This is a genomic window from Zobellia uliginosa, assembly GCF_900156625.1.
GTDB lineage: Bacteria > Bacteroidota > Bacteroidia > Flavobacteriales > Flavobacteriaceae > Zobellia > Zobellia uliginosa.
Genome location: NZ_FTOB01000002.1, coordinates 259,415 through 282,883 on the forward strand (window position 1 = coordinate 259,415; position 23,469 = coordinate 282,883).

General features: G+C 44.3%; 23 protein-coding genes. 16 read left to right on the plus strand and 7 right to left on the minus strand.

All coding sequences use genetic code 11. The annotated features are described in order from the left end of the window. The first annotated feature begins 114 nt into the window (after positions 1-114). From BW980_RS05875 to BW980_RS05940, 14 genes are all read left to right on the plus strand, one after another. Complete coding sequence (locus BW980_RS05875) at positions 115-1,947, plus strand: arylsulfatase (protein WP_076454023.1); 1,833 nt, start codon at positions 115-117, stop codon at positions 1,945-1,947. Between the two features lie 115 nt (positions 1,948-2,062). Further along, positions 2,063-2,812 carry a DUF6250 domain-containing protein gene (locus tag BW980_RS05880; RefSeq protein WP_139327619.1) on the plus strand — a complete coding sequence of 250 codons (750 nt, stop codon included), beginning with the start codon at positions 2,063-2,065 and terminating at the stop codon, positions 2,810-2,812. A 24-nt stretch (positions 2,813-2,836) separates the two neighbouring features. Further along, a complete protein-coding gene (locus BW980_RS05885) occupies positions 2,837-4,042 on the plus strand; it encodes a DUF4861 domain-containing protein (RefSeq protein ID WP_076454024.1) in 1,206 nt (401 codons plus the stop codon). A gap of 6 nt (positions 4,043-4,048) precedes the next feature. Beyond that, positions 4,049-5,362, plus strand: coding sequence for a sugar porter family MFS transporter (locus BW980_RS05890; protein WP_076454025.1), 1,314 nt, complete (start codon positions 4,049-4,051; stop codon positions 5,360-5,362). A gap of 19 nt (positions 5,363-5,381) precedes the next feature. Then, positions 5,382-6,212 (plus strand): 5-dehydro-4-deoxy-D-glucuronate isomerase, encoded by an 831-nt coding sequence (gene kduI, locus BW980_RS05895; protein WP_076454026.1) that lies wholly within the window; start codon positions 5,382-5,384, stop codon positions 6,210-6,212. A gap of 32 nt (positions 6,213-6,244) precedes the next feature. Beyond that, the gene (locus BW980_RS05900) at positions 6,245-7,009 is read left to right on the plus strand and encodes an SDR family NAD(P)-dependent oxidoreductase (protein WP_139327636.1); all 765 of its coding nucleotides are present in this window, start codon (positions 6,245-6,247) and stop codon (positions 7,007-7,009) included. A gap of 34 nt (positions 7,010-7,043) precedes the next feature. After that, complete coding sequence (locus BW980_RS05905; protein ID WP_083690374.1) at positions 7,044-8,516, plus strand: sulfatase family protein; 1,473 nt, start codon at positions 7,044-7,046, stop codon at positions 8,514-8,516. Between the two features lie 30 nt (positions 8,517-8,546). Beyond that, complete coding sequence (locus tag BW980_RS05910; protein WP_076454028.1) at positions 8,547-9,416, plus strand: AraC family transcriptional regulator; 870 nt, start codon at positions 8,547-8,549, stop codon at positions 9,414-9,416. 99 nt (positions 9,417-9,515) lie between these two features. Then, positions 9,516-10,841, plus strand: coding sequence for an L-fuconate dehydratase (locus BW980_RS05915; RefSeq protein WP_076454029.1), 1,326 nt, complete (start codon positions 9,516-9,518; stop codon positions 10,839-10,841). Positions 10,842-10,848: 7 nt separating this feature from the next. Next, a complete protein-coding gene (locus BW980_RS05920) occupies positions 10,849-11,625 on the plus strand; it encodes an SDR family NAD(P)-dependent oxidoreductase (protein ID WP_076454030.1) in 777 nt (258 codons plus the stop codon). A 54-nt stretch (positions 11,626-11,679) separates the two neighbouring features. Next, positions 11,680-12,534 carry a fumarylacetoacetate hydrolase family protein gene (locus BW980_RS05925; protein WP_076454031.1) on the plus strand — a complete coding sequence of 285 codons (855 nt, stop codon included), beginning with the start codon at positions 11,680-11,682 and terminating at the stop codon, positions 12,532-12,534. Between the two features lie 7 nt (positions 12,535-12,541). Next, complete coding sequence (locus BW980_RS05930; RefSeq protein ID WP_076454032.1) at positions 12,542-13,306, plus strand: SDR family oxidoreductase; 765 nt, start codon at positions 12,542-12,544, stop codon at positions 13,304-13,306. A 29-nt stretch (positions 13,307-13,335) separates the two neighbouring features. Continuing rightward, complete coding sequence (gene fucP / locus BW980_RS05935) at positions 13,336-14,655, plus strand: L-fucose:H+ symporter permease (RefSeq protein ID WP_076454033.1); 1,320 nt, start codon at positions 13,336-13,338, stop codon at positions 14,653-14,655. A gap of 69 nt (positions 14,656-14,724) precedes the next feature. Then, positions 14,725-15,894, plus strand: a complete 1,170-nt coding sequence (locus BW980_RS05940) for an alpha-hydroxy acid oxidase (RefSeq protein ID WP_076454034.1) — start codon at positions 14,725-14,727, stop codon at positions 15,892-15,894. Between the two features lie 17 nt (positions 15,895-15,911). Here the strand turns inward: BW980_RS05940 and BW980_RS05945 are convergent, their stop codons facing one another. The 7 genes from BW980_RS05945 to BW980_RS05975 form a co-directional block, all read right to left on the minus strand. Continuing rightward, positions 15,912-16,547, minus strand: a complete 636-nt coding sequence (locus tag BW980_RS05945) for a hypothetical protein (protein ID WP_076454692.1) — start codon at positions 16,545-16,547, stop codon at positions 15,912-15,914. A 149-nt stretch (positions 16,548-16,696) separates the two neighbouring features. Beyond that, a complete protein-coding gene (locus BW980_RS05950) occupies positions 16,697-17,128 on the minus strand; it encodes a hypothetical protein (protein ID WP_076454694.1) in 432 nt (143 codons plus the stop codon). Between the two features lie 68 nt (positions 17,129-17,196). After that, complete coding sequence (locus BW980_RS05955) at positions 17,197-18,567, minus strand: MBL fold metallo-hydrolase RNA specificity domain-containing protein (protein ID WP_076454035.1); 1,371 nt, start codon at positions 18,565-18,567, stop codon at positions 17,197-17,199. Between the two features lie 3 nt (positions 18,568-18,570). Next, entirely contained in the window at positions 18,571-19,416 is an 846-nt protein-coding gene (locus BW980_RS05960) for an ATP cone domain-containing protein (protein ID WP_076454036.1), read from the minus strand. A 26-nt stretch (positions 19,417-19,442) separates the two neighbouring features. Beyond that, entirely contained in the window at positions 19,443-19,862 is a 420-nt protein-coding gene (locus BW980_RS05965) for a hypothetical protein (protein WP_083690423.1), read from the minus strand. 116 nt (positions 19,863-19,978) lie between these two features. Beyond that, on the minus strand, positions 19,979-20,818 hold the full coding sequence (locus BW980_RS05970; protein WP_076454038.1) for a universal stress protein: 840 nt from the start codon (positions 20,816-20,818) through the stop codon (positions 19,979-19,981). A 65-nt stretch (positions 20,819-20,883) separates the two neighbouring features. Continuing rightward, entirely contained in the window at positions 20,884-21,735 is an 852-nt protein-coding gene (locus BW980_RS05975) for a universal stress protein (protein ID WP_076454039.1), read from the minus strand. A 141-nt stretch (positions 21,736-21,876) separates the two neighbouring features. On the opposite strand from BW980_RS05975, the gene trxA reads away from it, so the two are divergent. Both trxA and BW980_RS05985 read left to right on the plus strand, forming a co-directional pair. Continuing rightward, positions 21,877-22,176, plus strand: coding sequence for a thioredoxin (gene trxA, locus BW980_RS05980; protein ID WP_013994813.1), 300 nt, complete (start codon positions 21,877-21,879; stop codon positions 22,174-22,176). A gap of 108 nt (positions 22,177-22,284) precedes the next feature. Further along, positions 22,285-23,283, plus strand: a complete 999-nt coding sequence (locus BW980_RS05985) for a Tll0287-like domain-containing protein (protein WP_076454040.1) — start codon at positions 22,285-22,287, stop codon at positions 23,281-23,283. Positions 23,284-23,469: the final 186 nt, after the last annotated feature.

Here is a 23,469-nt window from a genome sequence, read left to right on the forward strand (position 1 = left end):
TGCATGGATGAATCAATGGGGGCTATTGGAAGGATGCTCCGATATCTTCAATTAGTGAAACTAGGATGTTATTGGTGGTTCCGGAACATAGCTTAAGACTTTAAATAAAATTTCATGATATCAATTCGGAAAAAAGAAAATAGACAGTTCCTAAAGTATGTAAGTGTGGTGGCACTTTTGTTCTTTTGGGTCCAGATAGGATATAGTCAAGAAAAGAAGGAGCGGCCCAACGTCATTCTTATTTTGGTAGATGACCAAGGGTATGGCGATATTGCCGCCTTGGGAAATCCCTATATCAAAACTCCCCATATCGACGACCTGCATGCTACAAGTGCAAGGTTCACCGACTATCACGTCAACCCGACCTGTGCCCCCACGCGAGCGGCCTTGTTGACCGGTCACCACGCGAATAGGGCAGGGGTCTGGCATACCATTAACGGTCGCTCCCTACTATTGGAAAGAGAGACTACCATGGCCCAAATATTTAAAGAGAATGGCTACGTAACTTCTATGTTCGGTAAATGGCATTTGGGCGATAATTATCCTTTTCGACCCCAAGATAAAGGCTTTGATGAGGTCTTAAGCCATGGTGGTGGCGGTATGGAGCAGACCATGGATTATTGGGACAACGACTATTTTGACGACATGTATGTCCATAACGGGGAACTGAAGAAATACGAAGGCTATTGTACCGATGTTTGGTTCAACGAGGCCATTAAGTATATCGAGGCGCATAAAAACAAACCCTTCTTTTGTTATTTGCCTACCAATGTCGCACATTCGCCCTATTTTGTGGCCGATGGGTTTTCGGCACCTTACCAAGACAATGAAAACATTCCGCTCCCTGCCTTTTACGGTATGATCGCGAATATTGATAAGAACATCGGCAAGCTGATGGAGTATTTGAAAGCTTCCGATATTCTCGATAATACCATCATTATCTTTACTACCGATAATGGTACCGCCCAAGGGGCAAGGGTTGAAGGACATCGCTTGGATGGTTTCGTGAGCAAAGGGTACAATGCGGGTATGCGTGGTATTAAGGCGAGTAAGTATGAAGGCGGACATCGGGTTCCCTTGTTCTTACATTGGAAAAATGGGGGCATTACCGTAGGAAAGGATATTGACGAACTGACCGCCCATTATGATGTATTGCCCACCCTTGTAGAACTGTGCGGGCTGAAGACGAATGCCGATATCGAATTTGACGGACAAAGCCTTGTTCCTTTATTGAACGGAGACAATAGCCAGTTTAAAGACCGAATCGTCATTACCAATTCACAGCGTACCGAAGTGCCGGAGCCGTGGCGAAGGACTTCCCTAATGCAGGGAAAATGGAGGCTGATCGATGGGGTGGAGCTGTATGATCTGAAAAAGGATCCGGAACAACGTACTAATATTGCGCACCAATATCCTGAAAAAATAAAGGAATACAAACGGGCCTATGACGCTTGGTGGAAGGATTTGGCACCGGGTTATAAAGACCTGCCTCGAATATATGTAGGCCATGAAGCGGAAAACCCCGCTAAATTGTATTGTCACGATTGGCATACTACAGGTGATAGCCCGTGGCATCAGAGGCATATACGTACGGCTTATATCGATAACGGGTATTGGGCACTACATGTTCACGAAACGGGCAGCTATGAGGTAAAACTCCGTAGATGGCCCGAAGAGACCCGACTGTCCTTAAATGCAAAAGCCCCGATAAGACCGGCCATTGCAGGAACCAGTGTTAGTGAAAGTAAACCGAGTGTAGCCTTGAATATAGAAAAGGCAAGGTTGAAAGTCCAAGATTTTGATAAGAAGGTGGATGTTGACCCTTCCGCAGAATATATAAAGTTCACCGTACGCCTGACACAGGGTGAAGCGAAATTGCAAACCTGGTTTACATTGGATACCGGGGAGACCCTCGGAGCTTATTTTGTCAGTGTAGAAAAGTTGTAATGTAGCCCTGATTATCTTTTCAACTTGTATCTTTAGTCGATTTTCGAATGGTATTGAAGTATTAAAAATGAGAAAAATAGGGAACGTAACATTTATGAAGAAGATACAAAAGTATATGAGTGGAAGAATAACGAACAAAATACAATTGACCTTATTAATGGTTTTGTCAATTTCGATTAAGGCCATGGGCCAAGATGAGCGCGTTGTGATCAATGATACACTAAGCGCAAACGCCAGTTTGATTTTTTTGGATTCTTTTCAACTAGGGCTGGGAAACTGGCAAGTGGAGCAGATGCCGAAAGGAAGGGTCGAGCAAAAAAACGGAAAAATGGAAATCACCGATGTTTCCGGATGCACCATCTGGCTAAAGAAGAAGCTGGAAGGGCCTATAATGATTACCTATGACGCCTATGTTATTGATGAAGATGGCCCGCAAGACCGCGTATCCGACTTGAATTGTTTTTGGATGGCCCAAGATATGGAGCATCCCGATGACTTGTTCGTGAATTCGGGAAAACGGGGAGGGAAGTTTTCAAACTACGATAGTCTTAGGTTGTATTATATGGGCGTTGGGGGCCACGACAACTCCAAGACCCGCTTTCGAAGGTATACCGGTGATGGCAATAGGCCCTTGTTGTCCGAGCACGACCTTTCGGATAAGAAATACCTGATCAAGCCGAATACGCTTACCCAAATCAAGATTATCGCCTTTAACGGAATCGTTCAATACTATAGGGACGGAAAGCGCATAATCGATTTTTACGATCCAGCTCCATATACCTCAGGCCATTTTGGCTTTAGAACGGTAAACAACCACATGACCTTGGATAATTTCAAGGTGTTTAGATTAGATAGTGAACAATAGTATAGTAACGATAAAATAGAAACCATGAAAATCAACCTGACGATTCCTTTTAACCTAGCTTGCTTGGCCCTGTTCTGTTTGGTGGGATGCGAATCCGCTCCCAAAAACGAAACGGTATCCGTTGAGGTCAAGAACGATCTTGATTTTTTACGTAATGAAGTGGTGGGCCTAGCCGCTGAAGAGCTTTCCGGACTTTTGGAAAACAACCCTGAAAACCACATTCGGGTAAAAAAGGAAGGGACCCAAGAATACTTGCGGACCCAATGGATAGATTATGACCAAGATGGTAGCAACGACGAACTGCTTTTTCAGGCAGAGGTTCCCGCTAAGGGGACTTCGACCTATCTAATCGTTGTGGATAGTTTAAGGGCACCGGCCGAAAGTGAGGTAATGGCGTATTCCCGCTTGGTTCCAGAAAGAACGGATGATTATACTTGGGAGAATGACAGGGTAGCGTTTAGGACCTACGGACCTACAGGTGAGCGTGAGGCCTTGGAAGGTGTTCCGGGAAGTACGCTTTCTAGTGGAATCGATCTATGGTTGAAACGAACCGATAAATCCATTATAAACAAATGGTACAAGGCACATTTGACCGAACCGGGCTACTACCATATAGACCATGGCGAAGGCTATGACCCCTATCACGTAGGCGCTAGCCGGGGTACCGGGGGGATCGGTATCTGGGAAAACGACAGCCTTCTCGTTTCCAATAATTTTACGGCTTCAAGAACATTGGCAGCAGGTCCTTTGCGTACGGTATTTGAATTGGATTACGCCCCGTGGAGTGTATACGGCGTCAAAGAAACCAAAAGGATAACCCTCGATTTGGGCTCCAATTTTTCCAAGTTCGATATACGTCTTTCTTCCGAAAGGGAAGTGCCCAATTATACCATAGGCATCACCTTGCACAAAAACGAGGGAGAAGGGGCGATCCATAAGGAAGAAGGTTGGTTCCGTCATTGGGAAACCATCGATGGTTCAAAAGTAGGCGAAGGGGTCGTTATAGCCCCTGAAATAGTCAAAAATGCCATACTCCACAAGTCCGAAGCCACAGATCAAAGTAATCTGTTGATCATTACCGAACCTCAAGAGGAATTGAGCTACTATGCCGGTTTTGCGTGGGAAAAAAGTGGACAGGTGGCTTCTTTGGAAGACTGGGAAAATATGCTCGAACAACAGGCACAGGTTTTGTCAAGTCCCTTATCGGTTTCAGTTAAAACATCTAAATAAAGCATTATGAAGACTAAATTACTGTTTACATCATTTGTGGTTGCCCTGGCGGGATTCTTGTTCGGTTTTGATACCGTGGTTATCTCAGGGGCCGATCAGCAATTACAGACCTTATGGGGCACTTCAGACCTGTTTCACGGCACCTTCATTATGTCGATGGCATTATGGGGTACGGTAATAGGGGCTATTTTTGCGTCTATCCCTTGTGACAAAATAGGGAGAAAGAATACGCTTTTATGGATAGGGGTATTATACTTTGTCTCGGCCTTGGGCTCGGGTCTCGCAGATGATCCTTATTTGTTTTCCTTCTTCCGTTTTCTCGGAGGCCTAGGGGTAGGGGCATCGACCGTTGCCGCACCGACCTATGTGTCTGAAATCGCACCGGCCAAAAGTCGCGGTCGATTGGTAGCCTTGTACCAGTTCAATATCGTCTTCGGTATTTTAGTTGCTTTTGTCTCGAACTACCTGTTGAAGGATTTCGGTTCGGAACCTTGGCGTTGGATGATCGGTATAGAGGCTCTCCCTGCATTGATCTATACGGTGGCCATGGTAGGCGTACCTAAAAGTCCACGATGGTTGTTAGAGAAAAGAAACGATTTGGAAGGGGCGAAAAGAATTCAATTGGAACTCACCGGAACCGAATTGGACGAGTCGGTCATTGCTCAATTGAAGGAGGAACAGACCGAGAAATCGACCTTGTTTGTCAAAAAATACAAGTTTCCCCTAATGTTGGCCTTTTTGATCGCTTTCTTCAATCAATTGTCGGGGATCAATGCCTTTCTCTACTATGCCCCGCGAATTTTTAGTTCCGCTGGCCTAGGGGAAAATACGGCCCTGCTGAGTAGTATAGGAATCGGTGTTACCAATTTGGTGTTTACCTTATTAGGACTTTACTTGATCGATAAAGTGGGCCGTAAGGTGCTCATGTACATTGGTTCGGTAGGATATATTATTTCACTGACCATGGTAGGTTTGGCCTTTATCCTTGAATGGGAGGGCTTAATGGTTCCAATTTTCCTATTCCTGTTCATAGCATCACATGCTATTGGCCAGGGTGCCGTTATCTGGGTCTTTATCTCAGAGATATTCCCTACCAATCTAAGGGCGCAAGGCCAGTCCTTCGGTAGTTCCACCCATTGGGTCTTGGCGGCATTGATCACGCTTCTTATGCCCATAGCCATGGGCGGTTTGTCCAACCCGGGTCTAGTGTTCTTCTTTTTCAGTGGAATGATGGTACTGCAGTTGCTGTTCGTCATCTTTATGATGCCCGAAACCAAAGGAAAAACCTTGGAAGAACTCCAAAAAATGATAACAAAATAATTAAATATAAAATTATAACATGGAAGTTAAGTACGCCGTGCATCCCGATGATGCCAAATTATACGACACACAGAGAATACGGAAAGAGTTTCATAGCTCTGACCTCATGGGCGAAGACGCCATCAAAATGATTTACACACATTATGATCGTTTTATCTATGGCACCGCTTTTCCAAAATCAAAAAGCCTTTCATTGCCCACTTACGACGAGTTGAAAGCCGATTATTTCTTAGAACGAAGGGAATTGGGGATAATCAATGTTGGAGGCAAGGGTACCGTAACCGTAGATGGTGAAGTATTTGAACTTGCGAACCTCGAAGCCCTATACGTAGGCAAAGGTTCTAAAGAAGTGACTTTTTCCAGTGCGGATAGTTCCGACGCTGCAAAATTCTATTTGAATTCCGCTCCGGCACATAAGGAATACCCTACTAAAAAAGCGACGCAATCCGATGCCAATATTGTAGAGTTGGGTGCTGTGGAAACCAGTAACGAAAGAACCTTGTACCAGTACATTCACGAAGACGGCATTCAAAGTTGCCAATTGGTCATGGGGTATACCGAACTGAAAAAAGGTAGCGTTTGGAACACCTTTCCACCGCATACCCATGAGCGTAGAATGGAAGTCTATTTTTATTTTGATATTCCAGGAGACAATATTGTAATGCACTATATGGGGCAGCCTCAAGAAACGCGGCACATTGCCATGAAAAACTATGAGGCCGTAGTATCCCCACCATGGTCGATTCACTCGGGTTCAGGTACCAGCAATTACAGGTTTATCTGGGGAATGGCAGGCGAGAACAAGGCTTTTACCGATATGGACGGCGAACCGCTACAGGGCGTACTTTAAGATTTTAATAAATACCAGTAAGAACGAATATGATATTGAATAAGTTCGATTTAAAAGGAAAAACGGCTTTAGTAACGGGTTGTAAACGCGGTATCGGTTTTGCCATGGCCGAGGCCTTGGCCGAAGCAGGTGCCGACATCATTGGCGTTTCCGCCACCTTAGAACTCTCGGCTTCGAAAATTGAGAAGCGGATCACCGAATTGAATAAAAGCTTTAAGGCCTACCAATGTGATTTTAGCGATCGAAAATCTTTGTACGCTTTTATCGAAAAGGTAAAAAGTGAAAACCCTAAGATAGATATCTTGGTAAACAATGCGGGTACCATTTTAAGACAGCCGGCCGCCGAGCATACAGATGAGTATTGGGATAAGGTCATTGAAGTGAACCAAAATGCCCAGTTTATCCTGTCTAGGGAAATAGGCAAGGAAATGGTAAAGAGAGGAAGCGGGAAGATCATCTTCACAGCTTCTTTATTGACTTTCCAAGGAGGAATTACCGTACCGGGATACGCCGCTTCGAAAGGGGCTATTGGGCAATTGACCATGGCCTTGTCGAACGAATGGGCCTCCAAAGGGGTGCAGGTAAATGCCATTGCACCCGGATATATCTCAACGGACAATACGGAAGCCCTACGTAAAGATGCCGATAGAAGTGCTTCTATTTTACAGCGGATACCAGCCGGAAGATGGGGCGAACCGGAAGATTTTAAAGGGCCTATCGTTTTCTTGGCCTCAGCAGCTTCAAATTACATGACGGGCACCGTAATGTTGGTTGACGGTGGCTGGATGGGCAGATAGTAGAAGAACAATATCTTTTTAAATAGAGCACAAGATGAAAATTTATAACAGGGGTTTCTTATGGGCTTTTTCAGTGATGATGGTTTTGGCATCCTGCAAAAGCGAAGAGAAAAAAACGGAAATCAAAAAACGACCGAACTTTCTTTTTGTTTTGGTGGATGACCAATCGCCTTTTGACTTACAGGTGTACGATCCAAAGTCCATATTGGAAACCCCCGTTATTTCAAAATTGGCGTCGGAGGGTACGGTTATAGAAAACGCCCACCACATGGGCTCTATGAACGGTGCGGTATGCACCCCATCGCGACATATGATCATGACGGGGCGCACCTTATGGCATTTACCGCCCAGTGCGGAATTCCAGAAGAATACGGCTCCCCATGAATTGGACGAACAGACCATAGGGGCTATTTTCAATAGGGCGGGCTACAACACTATGAGAACCTGTAAAAAAGGAAATTCATATCCTGGGGCCAATAAACAATTTACGGTAGTGCATGATGCCACAAAAAGAGGGGGCACTGAAGAAACCGGAAGCGCTTGGCATTCCAAGCAGGTTTTAGAGTATTTGGGGGATCGTGAGAAAACGAAGGAGGATGCCCCCTTTTTCATTTACTTTGGATTTTCCCATCCACATGATACCCGGGATGGTACGCCAGAGTTGCTGGAGAAATATGGAGCGGTAAATCATAAGGACAAAAATAGTCTTCCTCCTGCGAATGATAAGCAACCGCCGCTTCAGGACAATTATTTGGAAGCACATCCTTTTTTCCACGGACATCCGGAACTTCGTGATGAGGAACGGGTAAGTGGGGTTTGGAAAAACAGAGATGAGCAGACGGTTAGAAATGAATTGGGCAGGGAATATGCCTGTTCCGAAAATATAGATATCCAGCTAGGCAAAGTGCTCAAAAAGTTGGAGGCCATGGGCGAATTGGACAATACCTATATCGTTTATACTTCGGATCATGGAATGTCTATAGGAAGACACGGACTTATGGGCAAGCAAAACCTATACGAACATACATGGAGGGTACCTATGATCATCAAAGGGCCCGGACTCCCATCGGGTAAGCGTACCAAGGGGAATGTCTATTTATTGGATGTTCTACCTACCTTATGTGATTTGGCAGGGATAGAGATTCCAGAAACCGTAGAAGGAACAAGCTTTAAGCCTGTTTTGGATGGTGAAAAAGAAACTGTCAGGGATGTGTTGTACGGTGTATATTGCGGAGGAACAAAGCCTGGTATGCGTACCGTAAAGAAAGGCGATTGGAAACTGATCAAGTACGATATGATGGATGGGGCGGTACGGGAAACACAACTGTTTAACTTGGCCGAAAATCCAAATGAGTATTTAAACGAACACCAAAAGGAAGGCGAAATGCTGACCAATTTGGCGGATAATCCTAAATATGCGGATAAGCTGACGGAAATGGAAGCCTTGTTGCTGGCGGAAATGGAAGCCCATGAAGACCCGTATAGGCTTTGGGATCAAGTACAATAGAACCTGCGGCTATGCATTAAATCGCGATACATGAAACTTCACCTGTTAAATAGGGCCTCTGTATCGGACCGGTCATTTTCGGTCAATCATAATCTGTACCCTAATTTCTTGAGGGTTTGGCATTATCATCCTGAACTTGAACTGGTCGTAATTCTAAAAAGTTCGGGTACACGGTTTATCGGTGACAGTATAGAAAAGTTTCAAGAAGGAGAGGTTGTGCTCATTGGCAAGAACGTACCGCATATGTGGTTGAACGATGAGATTTATTTTCAGCCGGATAGCGCCTTAGAGGCCGAAGCACTTGCTATTCACTTTACAAGGGATTTTTTGGGAAAGGGCTTTTTCGATATTCCCGAAATGAAACAGATATCGGCCGTTCTGGCCCGGGCGGATAGGGGCGTTAAGTTTAACGGACTGCATGAAGACCTTATAGCTAAAATCATGGGACTTATCGACTTAGATCCTACCACTCGTGTATATAAGATCATTGAGGTACTATCTCGCCTGTCTAAGCACAATAACTATCAGTTACTGTCGAGTGCCAGCTTTGTAAATGCTTTTCAAAAGGCCGACGATTCACGTATGGACAAAATATATGCCTATGTATTCGAGAATTTCAATGATGGGATCAGTGCCAGCGATGTAGCCGAAATGATAGGTATGAACAAATCGGCGTTTAGTAGGTTCTTTATGAAGGCCCATAAAAAGCCTTTTACCCGATATCTGAATGAAATAAAGGTAGGCTATGCTTGTAGGTTGCTTTTGGAAAATAAAGAGAGCATCACCTCCATTGCTTATTTATCCGGGTTTAATAATATCTCCAACTTTAATAGACAGTTTAAGGTTATTCATGGCCTAGCACCTTCCGCTTATTTGAAATATCACTCCTCTAACGACTAGAATTGGTCGTTTTGGGCAAAAAAAGTATCACTTTAGGTAGATTATAAGGTGGTTTTGAAAAACATGAGCGTTTAATTTTGTGCTAGTAATATAGAATTTATGTCAAAGAAGATAACAATTACAGGGGTCGAAATTAAAGATGTCCGCTTTCCAACAAGTAAGTCCCTAGACGGTTCCGATGCCATGAATCCTGATCCCGATTACTCCGCGGCCTATGTAATATTAAAGACCGATTCGGAGAACGGACTTGAAGGTCACGGCTTGACGTTTACCATCGGTAGGGGCAATGAGTTATGTGCCGCAGCCATCCATTCTTTAGCGCCTTTGGTCGTCGGAAAAACATTGGAAAGTTTTACGGCCGATATGGGTGCCTTTTGGAAAATGATTACGGGCGATAGCCAGTTGAGATGGCTCGGGCCGGAAAAAGGGGTCATACATTTGGCTACCGGTGCCGTGGTCAATGCCGTATGGGATTTATACGCCAAGGCCGAAGGGAAGCCCTTGTGGAAATTGTTGGCCGATATGACTCCCGAGGAGTTGGTAAGTTGCGTTGATTTCACATATATAACCGATGCGGTTACACCTGAGGAGGCCTTAGTTATGCTAAAGGAAAAAGAGAGTACAAAACAAGAACGTATTGCAATATTAAAAGAGTCAGGGTATCCCGCATATACTACTTCAGCAGGATGGTTGGGCTATTCCGACGATAAGATGCGCAGGCTTTGTAGGGAAGCAAAGGCAGCAGGTTTCGACCATATGAAAATCAAGGTAGGCTCCGATTTGCAGGATGATATGCGCCGCGCGGCAATCATTCGTGAAGAAATTGGAAGCGAGCTACGGTTAATGATGGATGCCAACCAAAAATGGGATGTGGACGAAGCTATCGAAAATATGGCCGAACTGAAAAAATTCGACCCGTATTGGATTGAAGAACCTACAAGTCCTGATGATATTTTAGGGCATGCCAAGATAGCCAAGGCCGTAGCTCCTATTAAAGTGGCTACGGGCGAGCACTGTCAGAACAGGGTGATGTTCAAGCAATTGATGCAGGCCAATGCCATAGGGATATGCCAGATAGATAGTTGTCGGGTAGGGGGCGTCAATGAAATATTGGCCATTCTATTCATGGCGGCTAAATTCAATATTCCGGTTTGCCCGCATGCAGGGGGAGTCGGACTCTGTGAATATGTACAGCATTTGTCTATGATCGACTATATTGCCATAAGCGGCTCTTTGGAAAATCGTATTATTGAATTTGTAGACCATTTGCACGAACATTTTTTTGACCCTGTAGTTATCAAAAATGGGGCGTATATGCCACCTAGCATGGCAGGGTATAGTATTACTATGAAACCCGGATCCTTGGTGGAATACAGTTTTCCGAACGGGAGTTATTGGGAAAAGGAATTAAGCACAACATTATAAATTACCTATGAAATTTAGTTTAAAGGATAAATCGGCAGTGGTTACCGGTGGCGGTAGCGGTATAGGCAGGGCCATTTGCTTGGCACTTGCCGAACAAGGCGCTATTCTTCATATTTTGGAGATGAACCAAGAAAATGCAAAGGAAACCGCAACGCTTATTGAAGATATGGGCGGTATAGCCTATACCTATAGCTGTAATGTGGCGGCCCAGAGAGAGGTAGTTGCCGCATTTGAGGCCATAACGGCAGAAAACCCCATCGATATTCTGATCAATAATGCGGGCATTGCCCATATCGGAAATCTAGAAAATTGTAAGGAAGAAGATTTGGATCGCTTGTACGAGGTAAATATCAAAGGGGTGTACAATTGTATGTATGCCGGTATTGGTTCATTGAAGAAGACCAAAGGGGTAATCATCAATATGGCCTCTATAGCTTCATCGGTAGGGATCAACGATAGGTTTGCCTATTCCATGACCAAGGGCGCGGTATTGACCATGACGTATTCGGTGGCCAAAGATTATTTAAATGAGGGTATTAGGTGTAACTGTATTTCCCCAGGTAGGGTACACACGCCTTTTGTAGATGGGTTTATCAATAAGAATTACCCCGGTCGGGAAAAGGAAATTTTTGAAAAACTGTCTAAAACCCAGCCTATCGGTAGAATGGGAAGACCTGAGGAAATCGCCAATTTAGCTGTATACCTTTGTTCGGAAGAGGCTTCGTTTATTACGGGAACTAATTTCCCAATAGATGGGGGATTTGTTACCTTAAACGGTTCGTAGTAAAAACGGGATCAAAACAATAAATATACAGACGTATTAAAATATAAATTACTTATGAAATTAATAAGATTTGGAAGTATAGGGGCTGAAAAACCCGGAGTGCAATTGGATAACGGTACACGCTTGGATGTTTCCGAATTCGTATCGGATTACAACGAGGAATTTTTTGGTGGCGATGGCATAGCAAAACTGGCCGAATGGTTGGAAAGGAACGAAAGAAACTGTCCCGTAATTTCTAATGACGTGCGTTTGGGGCCGCCTTTGCTACGCCCTTCAAAAATTGTATGTGTAGGGTTGAACTATGCCAAGCACGCAGCGGAAAGTGGAATGGCCATACCCAAAGAACCTGTTCTTTTCTTTAAATCGACGTCGGCCATTGTAGGTCCGAACGACGATGTAATCATTCCTAAGAACAGTAAAAAAACCGATTGGGAGGTAGAATTGGCGGTTGTTATTGGAAAAAAGGCTTCCTATGTAGCGGAAAAGGATGCTTTGGACCATGTGGCCGGCTATGTACTGCACAACGATTACAGTGAACGCGCTTTTCAAATAGAGAAAGAAGGACAATGGTGTAAAGGAAAGGGGTGCGATACGTTTGCCCCCATAGGTCCGTTTATCGCAACGGCGGATGAGATCAAAAACCCCAATGACCTTGACCTATGGTTGAAGTTAAATGGTGAAACCCTTCAAGACAGCAATACCTCCGATTTTATTTTCAACGTACAGGAAGTGGTCAGTTATATCAGTCAGTATATGACCTTGTTGCCGGGAGATATTATTTCCACAGGAACGCCTTCGGGCGTAGGCCTAGGGTTTAACCCTCCTAAATACCTCAAGGAAGGCGATGTGGTAGAACTTGGTATCGAAGGGTTGGGAAGCTCCAAACAACACGTAAAGGCATACAAATAGCGGGAAGGTGGACTTGAACTTGAAGGATAAGGTCATAATTGTAACCGGTGGTTCAAAGGGGATCGGTCTCGCCCTTAGTCAGGTGCTATCAAAAGAAGGGGCCATTCCCTTTATCATTGGGAGAGACAAACCGAGTATCATCGCGGTCGCCGAAGAAATTGAAAAAAACGGTGGACAAGTAGGGTTTGCCTTTGCCGAATTAACAGACCCGGAACAATGTAAAGCGGCCGTAGGGCAGGTAGTTTCTACATTCGGAAGAATCGACGGTCTTGTAAATAATGCGGGGGTAAATGATGGGGTCGGTTTGGAAAACGGCAATTACAAAGACTTTATGGCTTCTTTGCACAAGAATTTGGTGCATTATTACCTCATGGCACAACATGCGCTTCCCGAGCTTAAAAAGAGCAAGGGGGGCATTGTGAACATAGGATCTAAAACCTCTTTTACCGGACAGGGAGGAACATCGGGTTATGCGGCTTCCAATGGAGGACGAAATGCCCTTACCAGGGAATGGGCCGTAGAACTCCTGCCCTACGGAATAAGGGTGAATGCCGTAATTGTGGCGGAGTGTTATACACCCCTGTACGAAAAATGGATCAGTACATTTTCCGAACCCGAAAAGAAATTAAAGGGCATTACGGATAAGATTCCATTGGGCAATCGTATGACGACGACAACGGAAATAGCCAATACGGCCGTTTTTCTATTGTCGGAACTATCAAGCCATACTACGGGACAGTTGATTTTTGTAGATGGGGGATATACTCATTAAGATAGGGCAATAACAGCATAACAAACCATATGAAAAGCGAACAAAAAATACCGGTAGTAGCCAAGGAAATTCTTTTTCCTTTTTTATTGATTACGTCTTTATTTGCCCTTTGGGGTTTTGCTAATGATATTACCAACCCCATGGTAGCCGCGTTTAAAAGAATATTGGAACTGAACAATACACAGGCTTCCTGGGTTCAGGCTGCTTTTTACGGAGGCTATTTTACCATGGCATTGCCCGCAGCGTATGTGGTGAAGAAATTCAGTTATAAAGTCGGTATTTTGGTAGGTCTTGCCTTATATGCGGTAGGGGCCCTTATGTTCTATCCCGCAGCGGCCATGGAGAACTACCTGTTCTTTCTTTTGGCTTTATATGTACTGACCTTTGGCCTTGCCTTTCTCGAAACTACGGCCAACCCTTATATCTTGGCCATGGGAGCGGAGGAAACCGCCACCTTGCGCTTGAACCTCGCACAGGCCTTTAATCCCTTGGGGGCACTTTCCGGTCTGTTCGTGGCCCAGTTTTTTATTCTGGGGGCATTGCAGTCGGACGATATGGCTGAAGACGGTTCCTATATTTATGAAACACTATCGGAATCGGCAAAGGCAGCCGTCAAGACTTCGGATCTAATGGTCATCAGAAACCCCTATGTAGGCTTGGGGCTCTTCGTGATTTTTATGTTCGTCGTCATTGCCATGGTTAAAATGCCGGAAGGCAAAAAGGAAAACCAAGTAGGCTTAAGGGAGTCTATTAAAAGGATTTTCAAAAAGGAACGCTTTGTGGGGGGAATGCTCACCCAAATGTTCTATGTCGGTGCCCAGATCATGTGTTGGACCTATATTTACCAGTATGCCGAAAACATTGGTATAAACAATAGGGATGCCGTAAACTACGCCTATGCGGCCTTGGTGATTTTTCTGATCAGTCGCTTTTTGTGTACCTATCTTTTAAAATTCATCAACTCGGGAAGATTGCTGATGATGCTCTCCCTTTTGGCGATTCTCTTCTGTGCGGGTACTATCTTTATACAGGGTGAAATCGGACTATATTCCTTGGTCATGGTGTCTTTTTGTATGTCTTTGATGTTCCCGACGATTTACGGAATTGCCCTGACAGGATTGGGAGACGATGCCAAATCGGCCTCTGCTTTTTTGGTGATGGCCATTGTAGGCGGTGCGTTTATGCCCATGTTGCAGGGACTAATATTGGACATTGGCGGATCGGGATATAGCGATGTACGTATACTGGGAGTTCCTGAGGTGAATTTCTCCTTTATACTTCCTATGCTCTGCTTTTTTGTGGTAGCCTTTTATGGCCACAGGGCGTATAAAAAATACGATTTAGAATAGCATTTACTTTGAAATAAAATTTGGGCGGCACCTATAAAAGAGGTGCCGTTTCACATAGCACTTACTACAATGGGAAAAAAAACTGCAAAAGGCTTCGATACGCGTTATCCTTCCATAAGCGACTTACGAAATAGGGCGATGAAGAAGATGCCGAAATTCGCTTTTGAATACTTGGATGGCGGATGCAACGAAGATGTCAATCTCCTTAAGAATACCGCAGAAATCCGTGAGGTGGAACTCTTGCCGTATTACCTCGGCAAGCACACCGAATCTGTAATGAAAACCGAAATTTTCGGTCATACCTACGACGCTCCTTTTGGTATAGCACCGGTCGGTCTGCAAGGATTGATGTGGCCCAATGCCCCCGAAATTTTAGCGAAAGCGGCATTTGAACACAAGGTTCCCTTTGTGTTGAGTACGGTAAGTACCAGTAGTATTGAACGCATTTCTGAGATTACGGAAGGCCAAGCCTGGTTTCAGTTGTACCACCCTACGGAGAATTCCTTGCGGGACGATATTATCAGAAGGGCTGCCGTGGCGGAATGCCCGGTTCTCGTTATTCTCTGCGACGTGCCCACCTTTGGTTTTAGACCAAGGGACATTAGAAACGGATTGGCCATGCCTCCCAAAATGTCATTGAAAAATATACTTCAAATTATGGGCAAACCGGAATGGGCGATGAAGACCCTTATTCACGGACAACCAAATTTTGAAACCCTAAAACCCTATATGCCCAAAGGATTGGATTTAAGGCAATTGGGGAAATTTATGGATCAGACCTTTTCGGGGCGATTGAACGAAGAGAAGATCAAACCCATTCGCGATATGTGGAAAGGCAAGCTGGTCTTAAAGGGGGTAGCCAATGAAGCCGATGTGGAAAAAGCCTTACGTTTAGGTATCGATGGGGTCATTGTCTCCAATCACGGGGGAAGACAATTGGATGCCGGTGAATCTACCATAAAACCATTGTCTAGAATAGCTGAAAAATACGGCGACCAGCTTACGGTAATGATGGATAGCGGCATACGTTCCGGTCCTGATGTGGCCCGGGCATTGGCCAGTGGGGCCAAGTTTACCTTTATGGGACGCTCGTTCATGTACGGTGTTGGTGCTTTGGGCAATAACGGGGGTAACCACACCATATCGTTGCTTAAAACCGAATTACAACAGGTGATGGAGCAAATCTGTTGTGAGCGCATAGAGGATTTTCCCAAGCATTTGATCAAAGGGAAGGCATAGAAAACGGCCTAAGACCGCTATTTGTCTTTTCTAAAGATCAAATCTTGTTCTTCCATGGCGAGAACAATAAGTTTTATGTAGTCGTCTACGGTTTTTTCAATGTTCTTGGGGTCGGTAACATCTATGCTGCCACGCCAGATCATTGATCGGTCTTTGCCTTCACAAATACAGTAGAGGGTGGTTTCTGCGTGATAGACGTCAAATTTTTCGTAGTAGTCGTCATCGTAATAGATGTCTTGGTTCCTAAGGTAATCATCATTGAAGCGTCCTTTGTAATTGTCCAATTTTGCGAGGGTACGTAGAAAACTTTCGCGGTTTTCGGAGCCTGTAACTTTGGTAAATAGAATGGCATCGAAATCCTTGTCCAAGAGGCTTTGCTCAACGTCATCAAGTTCTTTTTCTGTTTTTTTCGAGTCGGTAAACGAAACATCAAAGACATCTAGGCTTCGCATGGCCTCCACATTCCGCTTGTCAAATTCTTTTTGAAGCTTGGTCTCGAAACGCTCCCTTGCGTTTTCATTTTGGGTCATCCCCACAATGAGCACCTTTTGGGCATCGAACAAAACGATGTCGGGGTTTTTCCAATTTTCGACCAAGCTGGTCGAGGAACAACTGACAAAAAGGACTAAAAGTAGTATCGAGAGTTTTTTCATAAACGTATTTTTCTTCAATTGTCCAGCGTATGATAAGACTTGATGCCCCATATCCCACTAAAAGAATCGAACGCAAGGTATAAGTTCTAGGAGTGGATAAAAATGACAATTGTCAGTTCTTGAACAAAACTAAGATACGTTAAATCGTTTTAAGGTTTGCGCTTTTTTAGTATCGTACCCGCATAGTTGAAGATATGGGTCTTTACCCCCCCAAAACTTGTCGTGCAGAAGTCGACCTCGAACTGTAGGCGTTCATGCCGTCTATAGAAAGCTATATCGAAGGCAGCCGTGTTACACTCCAAGATTCCGCCCAACACGTTTTCATGCTGGTAGATTTGCCCCTGAATTTTCTTCACGGCGACTTCGATATTTTGTAAGCCCTTTTTATGGCTTTGTAGGCGGTCGAACAGGCTGGGGGTATCAGGTTCAAAAACGTATGAATCCAATAGGTGTTCAATAAAGGCCATTTCATCTTCTAAAAACCTAAGACTCGATTTCCATTGCTGAATTTCCCTAAAGAGTTCCCCTTCTTTTTTCAGCTGTGTCCAGCGCGATGTAGAGGTTTCGATTATTGTTGTCATAGCTTTCATATATAAGCGAATATAGGGGCGGTGGTAGGCTGGTACAATGACCTAGGTCATTTAGGGGGCTAAACGATGATTTCTTTGGTCTCGTTCAATTTCGGAATGTGTACCTGCCAGTTGTGAACATCGCCGATCTTCACCCGAAAAGCATCGAGTGCCGTGGGTTCGCCATGAATAAGAAATACCGTTTCGGGAATGTTCTTGATATCTTCCATCCAATGGAGCAGTTCTTTTTGGTCAGCGTGAGCCGACAGGCTTTCCAAGTGGCGTATTTTCGATTTTACGGGATAATACTTTCCGAACAGTTTCAATTCGTAGGCGCCTTCTAAAAGCTGCCTTCCCCTAGTACCCTCTGCCTGATATCCTACAAGTAAGACCGTTGTTGAGGAATGGCGCATGAGTTGTTTCAGATAGGTGAGTACCCGCCCCCCGGTAACCATGCCGCTGCCCGCTATTACGATTTTAGGTCTAGGGTCGTCAATGGTCTTCCAGGTATCGGCATACGAACTTATAATATTGAAATGCTTGCACATGGATTGGTACTCCTTGCTTGAGAGTTTATGCCATTCGGGAAACCGTTCAAAAACAGATAGTACATTATTGCCCATAGGGCTGTCGATAAAAATAGGAATGTTGGGTATTCTGTTTTTCTTGAACAATTGCCACAAAACATACATCAGCGATTGCAAGCGCTCTACGGCAAAGGACGGAATGATAAGGTTGCCCCTTTGGTTGATGGTTTCGGTGACCAGGTCGACCAAAATTTCCTCAACATCTTCCTGTGGGTGCAATTTGTTGCCATAGGTGCTTTCTACAAATAGGTAGTCGGCCCATTTCGGATGTTCGGGAGGGGCCAACAAGATATCGTGTTCCCGGCCTATATCCCCCGAGAAGACAAACAGCTTTCCAAAAATTTCCAACTCTATAAAGGTAGCGCCTATAATGTGCCCGTTATACTTGAACCTCAACCGTAGGTGTTCGGAAAGGGAAATCCATTGGTCTTTTTCCCCATAGGAAAAAAGGCTTATGGCCCGTTCCGCTTCCCGGATCGAGTAGAAGGGCTTGGCAGGGTGGTGTTTGCTATAGCCTTCCTTATTGGCGCGTTCGGCTTCTTCCTCGTGAATTTTAGCACTGTCCAAAAGAATGATTTCGGTTATGGCCAAGGTAGGTGGGGTCGCAATTATCTTTCCCCTAAATCCTTCCATAACCAATCTAGGAAGGTAGCCCGTATGGTCTAGGTGTCCGTGTGTCAAGAGTACCACATCTATTTTTGAGGCATCTATGGGCAAGGGTTCCCAGTTCAATTGCCGCAATTCCTTCAGGCCTTGGTACATACCGCAGTCCACCATAACGTTGAGTTCAGGGGTTTCCAGGTAAAATTTCGATCCGGTTACGGTGCCCGAGGCACCCAAAAAGTGAATTTTTACTTTATTCATAGTTTAAGGGTTGCAGAGTTGTTCGATTTCGTTCAGTATTTTATTCTTTCTGGTAAGCGATATCCCTAAATGATCCAATAAGAACTTGTTTTTCCATAGTTCGCGACAGAGCACTACGTCCCTGCTCAGCAAAAACTGCTTTTCGCTACTGCTCAGTATCGTAGAAACGGTAATCGGATAGAGTCCCAATCTATCGATACGGTCTTTGAGGCCATTGTTAAAGGGGTGGTCCCAGCTCAATAAATACAAATCGGCACAGGTTCCGTATTTGACGGCATCTAAGGTGAAGCGTGTATTGGTTACGACCCAGCCTTGGCCCAATGTCTTCGTCTCATTGGTCTTGCTGTTCCAATGGGCCTTGACATCATTGTAGCGCGAGTGTATATAGAGCGGTATCTTTACATTGCAATTGCGGCCTTCTTCACCGTGAAACTTGCATTCAATAACGGTTACCGTATTGTTTTTTTCGGCCACCACGTCGATTTCATGGGTAACGCAAAGGCCGTCCATAACAATACCTACCTTGGTCTGGTATCCCGAATAGGTCAAAAGGGCACTTATAAGCCGTTCAAAGGGAAAACCGGTAGGGCCTAATTCGTAAATGGCCTTTTTTAGCTTGTACTTTGAGGCGAAAACCGATTTTCGTTTTTTTAGCAGGGCAAAGGCCCTATTGTATATCTCATTGGTAGATATGCCTTCATAGAGTTCGTCGCGTACTTGGTCGACGATTTTTTCTACCAATTCGTGATTGGCTCCCGTATGTTTGAGGGAGTTTCTGAGCTTGTCTATGGAAAACTTTGCCTTTGCGCCAGAGGATTTTATAATATCGAATTCCGTTTTGTTCTTCATTGCTTTTTGAAATGGATACGGTTATTTTATACTTGGGGTTTGACCTGGACGTTTATATTGGGAACCTTCAATAGTTGTAGGGTAGTTGAGGCCAGTACGACCTTGCCTTCGGTGGTGAATATCGACTGTTGTATACGTTCGAACAGCTGGTGTTTGGTGGCATGCCGAAGCTTATAGTCGGTAATCTTAAGGGCTAGGGTCGGTTCTAGCGTAGCATCTTCAATGTTTTCTACGGTAAACAAGAGCAAGACCAAGAAAAAAATAAAAAAATAGCCCCCCAGTTCAACACCCTTCAGGGCCTTGTACCTTATCGTGGCATCACCGATGCTTTTTTTGAGGGGTTTCCTTAAAAGACCCATGGCAATACTGATAAAGATGATCCATAACAACGGCTTGATCACCTTGGCGGCAAAAGGGGCTTTGAGAAAATCGAGAAGTGCGTCCATACAGGTTTGCTTATAAAGTTGACCATGCGTATTGTACATGTTCTTGGCCCTAAGGTGAAAAAGGGAGGATTGCCGTAATTTTCTCCAAAAACCCTTTAAACTCTTGTTCGTGTTTTTTAGCGCAGGGCCAAGATGGGAACGGTAGCGTCGTAGCCTATTTCCTTGACCAGGGGTCTAGAAAATATACTCGCAAAGAAAAAGTGCTTATGGTTGATAAAGGCGATTATATCGCTTTCCCTACTTTCTACAAAAGCTGTAATACCGTTGGCCACGTTCTTCTCCGAAAGGGTATGAAAACTGTGGTCTATTTGTTCGAATATTTGACTTAACAGGGCTTTGTTTTTTTCTTGTTCGGAGGTCAAGATTTGTTTTTTGCTAACATGGAGTACACGAACGGCCGCCCCGTGCATCTTGGCGATTTCTATGAGATAGCTCAGTTCCTTGCGCTTAAAGTCTGACTTGTAATCCGTTGAAAAAACAATTTCCTTGGGTGTTGAAAAATGGGTGTCTTGGGGTATGGCCAATACCGGACATTCCGTTATCCTTTCCATGGTATTGACCGTGTTACTGCCGAAGATGACCCCTTTGGTTAACGAGGCCCCCTTGGTGCCCATGACCACCAAATCGATATCCTTTTCGGAAATCATTTGTTTTAGGGCTTCCGTCAAAAAATTAAAGGTAGAGGTAGTATGGTAGATATGCTTTGGATTGTCATGGTGCAGTGCCAACATATCCAACAATCTCACAAAGTTTTCTTCAGATTTTGCCTTTGCCGCTTCGTATTCCGCGCTACCGGGTTCTGCCATGATAAGGCTGTCGGTAGTGTAGTTTTCTAGTTTAAAAACGTTTAAAAAGTAGAACTCGCAGTTCAATTTTGCATAGAGATCAAGGGCGTACCGCACCGCATTGAGGGCATTTTTTGAAAAATCCGTGGGCACTAATATTCTTTTGTACATGCTGTTCTTTTTTCAAGGGTTGAATAAATCTAATTGATTTTTAGTGGTTTACCTATTTTTGGCGGTCAGTCTTTATAAGGAAGGATAAGGAAAGGAACATCGGTATACTTACTTATATCCTTTACCACGGGTTCGTGTATAAGGCGCTCAAAAAAACTGTGTTTATAATAGACCATGGCGAACATATCAATGCCTTTGGTCTTCAAGAAATCGTCAATGGCCACGGCTTTGTCGGAAAAGGCCCGTACCCAATGGAAACTGTGGTCAATGTGCTTAAGGCATAGCTCGAGCATTTCTTTATGTGATTGTTGTTCTTTGCTTAGTTCTTCTTCTTCGTTGATGTGCATGACCTTTATTTTTGCATCGAAGATCTCGGTAATGAAAATGAGGGGGGTAATCGTTTTTTTGGTACATCCCCTTTTATAGTCCGTTACAAAGGCAAGGTCTTTAGGTTTTGAGAAATCCCTTTGTTTGGGAACGGTCAAAATAGGACATTGGGTTATGGTGTCGGCTACTTGTATGGTGTTGCTGCCCAAGAAAATTTCTTTGGCCCCGGTATGGCCCTTACTGCCCATAACGATGAGATCTATGTCGTATGGATTGAGCATCTGGTGTATGGTCTTTACCAAATTTCCTTTTTTCGATAGGGTCTCGAACCGGTGCAAGGGGTTTTCATTGTCTAGATTGATACGGTGTTTAAGGGCCGTAAGATTATCGTTGGATGTGATCTTTAATTGTTCCAGCAGTTTCTTTCCCACCAAAAACTCCGGTTTGCCTCCCTCCAAGGGGGTAAGTTGATCGTATACGTTCAGAAGGTAAAAGGTACATTCCTTTGAGGCCAACAAGCGGGTAGCGTAGAAAAGCGCGCTGTAGGCGTAGTTTGAAAAGTCAGTGGGCACCAGTATATTTTTTATCATTATCTTATATTTAGAATTAATCGAATCGCGGCAGCTTTGAATCACTGTATAAAACTAATCGAGAAGAATTTATAAAACCATGATATTGGTCAGTTTTGCAACGATCTATTTTCAGTAATTTTAACCATCAAAATTTCAGGAATGAAAAGTAGTTTCAGTAAAATCGTAGAATCGGATACACCTGTATTGGTAGACTTTTATGCCGACTGGTGCGGGCCCTGTAAAATGTTGGCCCCTATTTTAAAACAAGTCAAAGACGAACTTGGGGATGCCATTAAGATCGTAAAGATCGATGTGGATAAAAACCAACCCTTGGCGAATACCTATAATGTTCGTGGCGTACCCACCATGCTATTGTTCAAAAACGGAAAACAGGTCTGGCGACAGTCGGGGGTACTACAGAAAAACGATATTGTACAGATCGTGAAGTCGAACTCTTAGTATTGCCGGTATTCTCGTTATAGGGAGTGGGGAGGGTGTCCCGATGGGCTTCCCGAACCTTTGACCTATTCTGAAAGGGACAAGGCCTTTTATCTAAAAAATAACCGAATGAAAAAGTACTCTATTTATTTACTAATGGTTTTCTTCCTTGCAAGTTGTAGGGACGGTCAAAAAACAAAAACGGGGCCTGTTGATGATAATGGGCAGACCCAAACCGTTGTGGCCAAGGAACCACATCCGGGAAAACTCATCATGGAGAGGGAGTGCTATATGTGCCATGATCCCAAAGCGACCATGGCGAATCGGATTGCACCGCCTATGGAAGCGATTAAGAGACATTATATCGATTCGACCGTTAGCAAAGAGGAGTTTACGGAAGCCTTGATCAAATGGGTGAACGATCCGGAAACGGAAACCAAAATTCCCGCCGCCCATAAAAGGTTCGGTCCCATGCCCTATCTGCCCAACCGCGATGAGGCCGTGGCACAGATTGCCGATTATATCTATAATAACGAATTGGAACGGCCCGACGGCTTTGATGACTATTTTAAAAGGGCACATAAAAAAGGTATGGGGATGGAAGAATGCCATTGTTTTGATTACCCCGACCCCGATAAAGTGTATGCCTCTATAGGGATGTCATATGCAAAAGAAGCCCAAATGCAGTTAGGGAAGAGCTTAACGAAGGCGATTCAGGAAAAGGGGCCCGTAGGGGCCATAGGTTTCTGCAACCTAGAGGCCATAAAAATTACCGACAGTGTGTCTTTGATGAAAAATGCGGTCATTCAAAGGGTTTCCGATAGGCCCAGAAATCCCAAGAACAAGGCCAATGCCCAAGAATTAGAATACATATCCTCTTTCAAGGAAGCCTTGGCGTCGGGAGGGGAAGTAAGCCCCGTGGTACATACTGAAAACGACGAAGTCTCTTTTTACGCACCGATCGTAACCAATGCCCTTTGTCTACAATGTCACGGGAAACCCAATGAGCAAGTACTGCCCGAGACTATGGCGGCACTGAAGAAATTGTACCCGAACGATAAGGCGGTCGGCTATGATGTTGGTCAGGTACGCGGTATGTGGAGCATTGCGTTCTATGGTGATAAATAAGCTTCAAGGATGGAGCAGGAAAATCGATAAAGTAAAATAGGTGGTTCCGCATCAAATATTTTAGATGGTTGGAAAAGGGGTGTTGTTATTGGCAACATCCTTTTTTTATGGTAAACTTTTTCGAATATCCGATTTAAGTGTACCTTTTGAACAAATTCAAAAAGTCCGATACCTTTGTAATCAAAC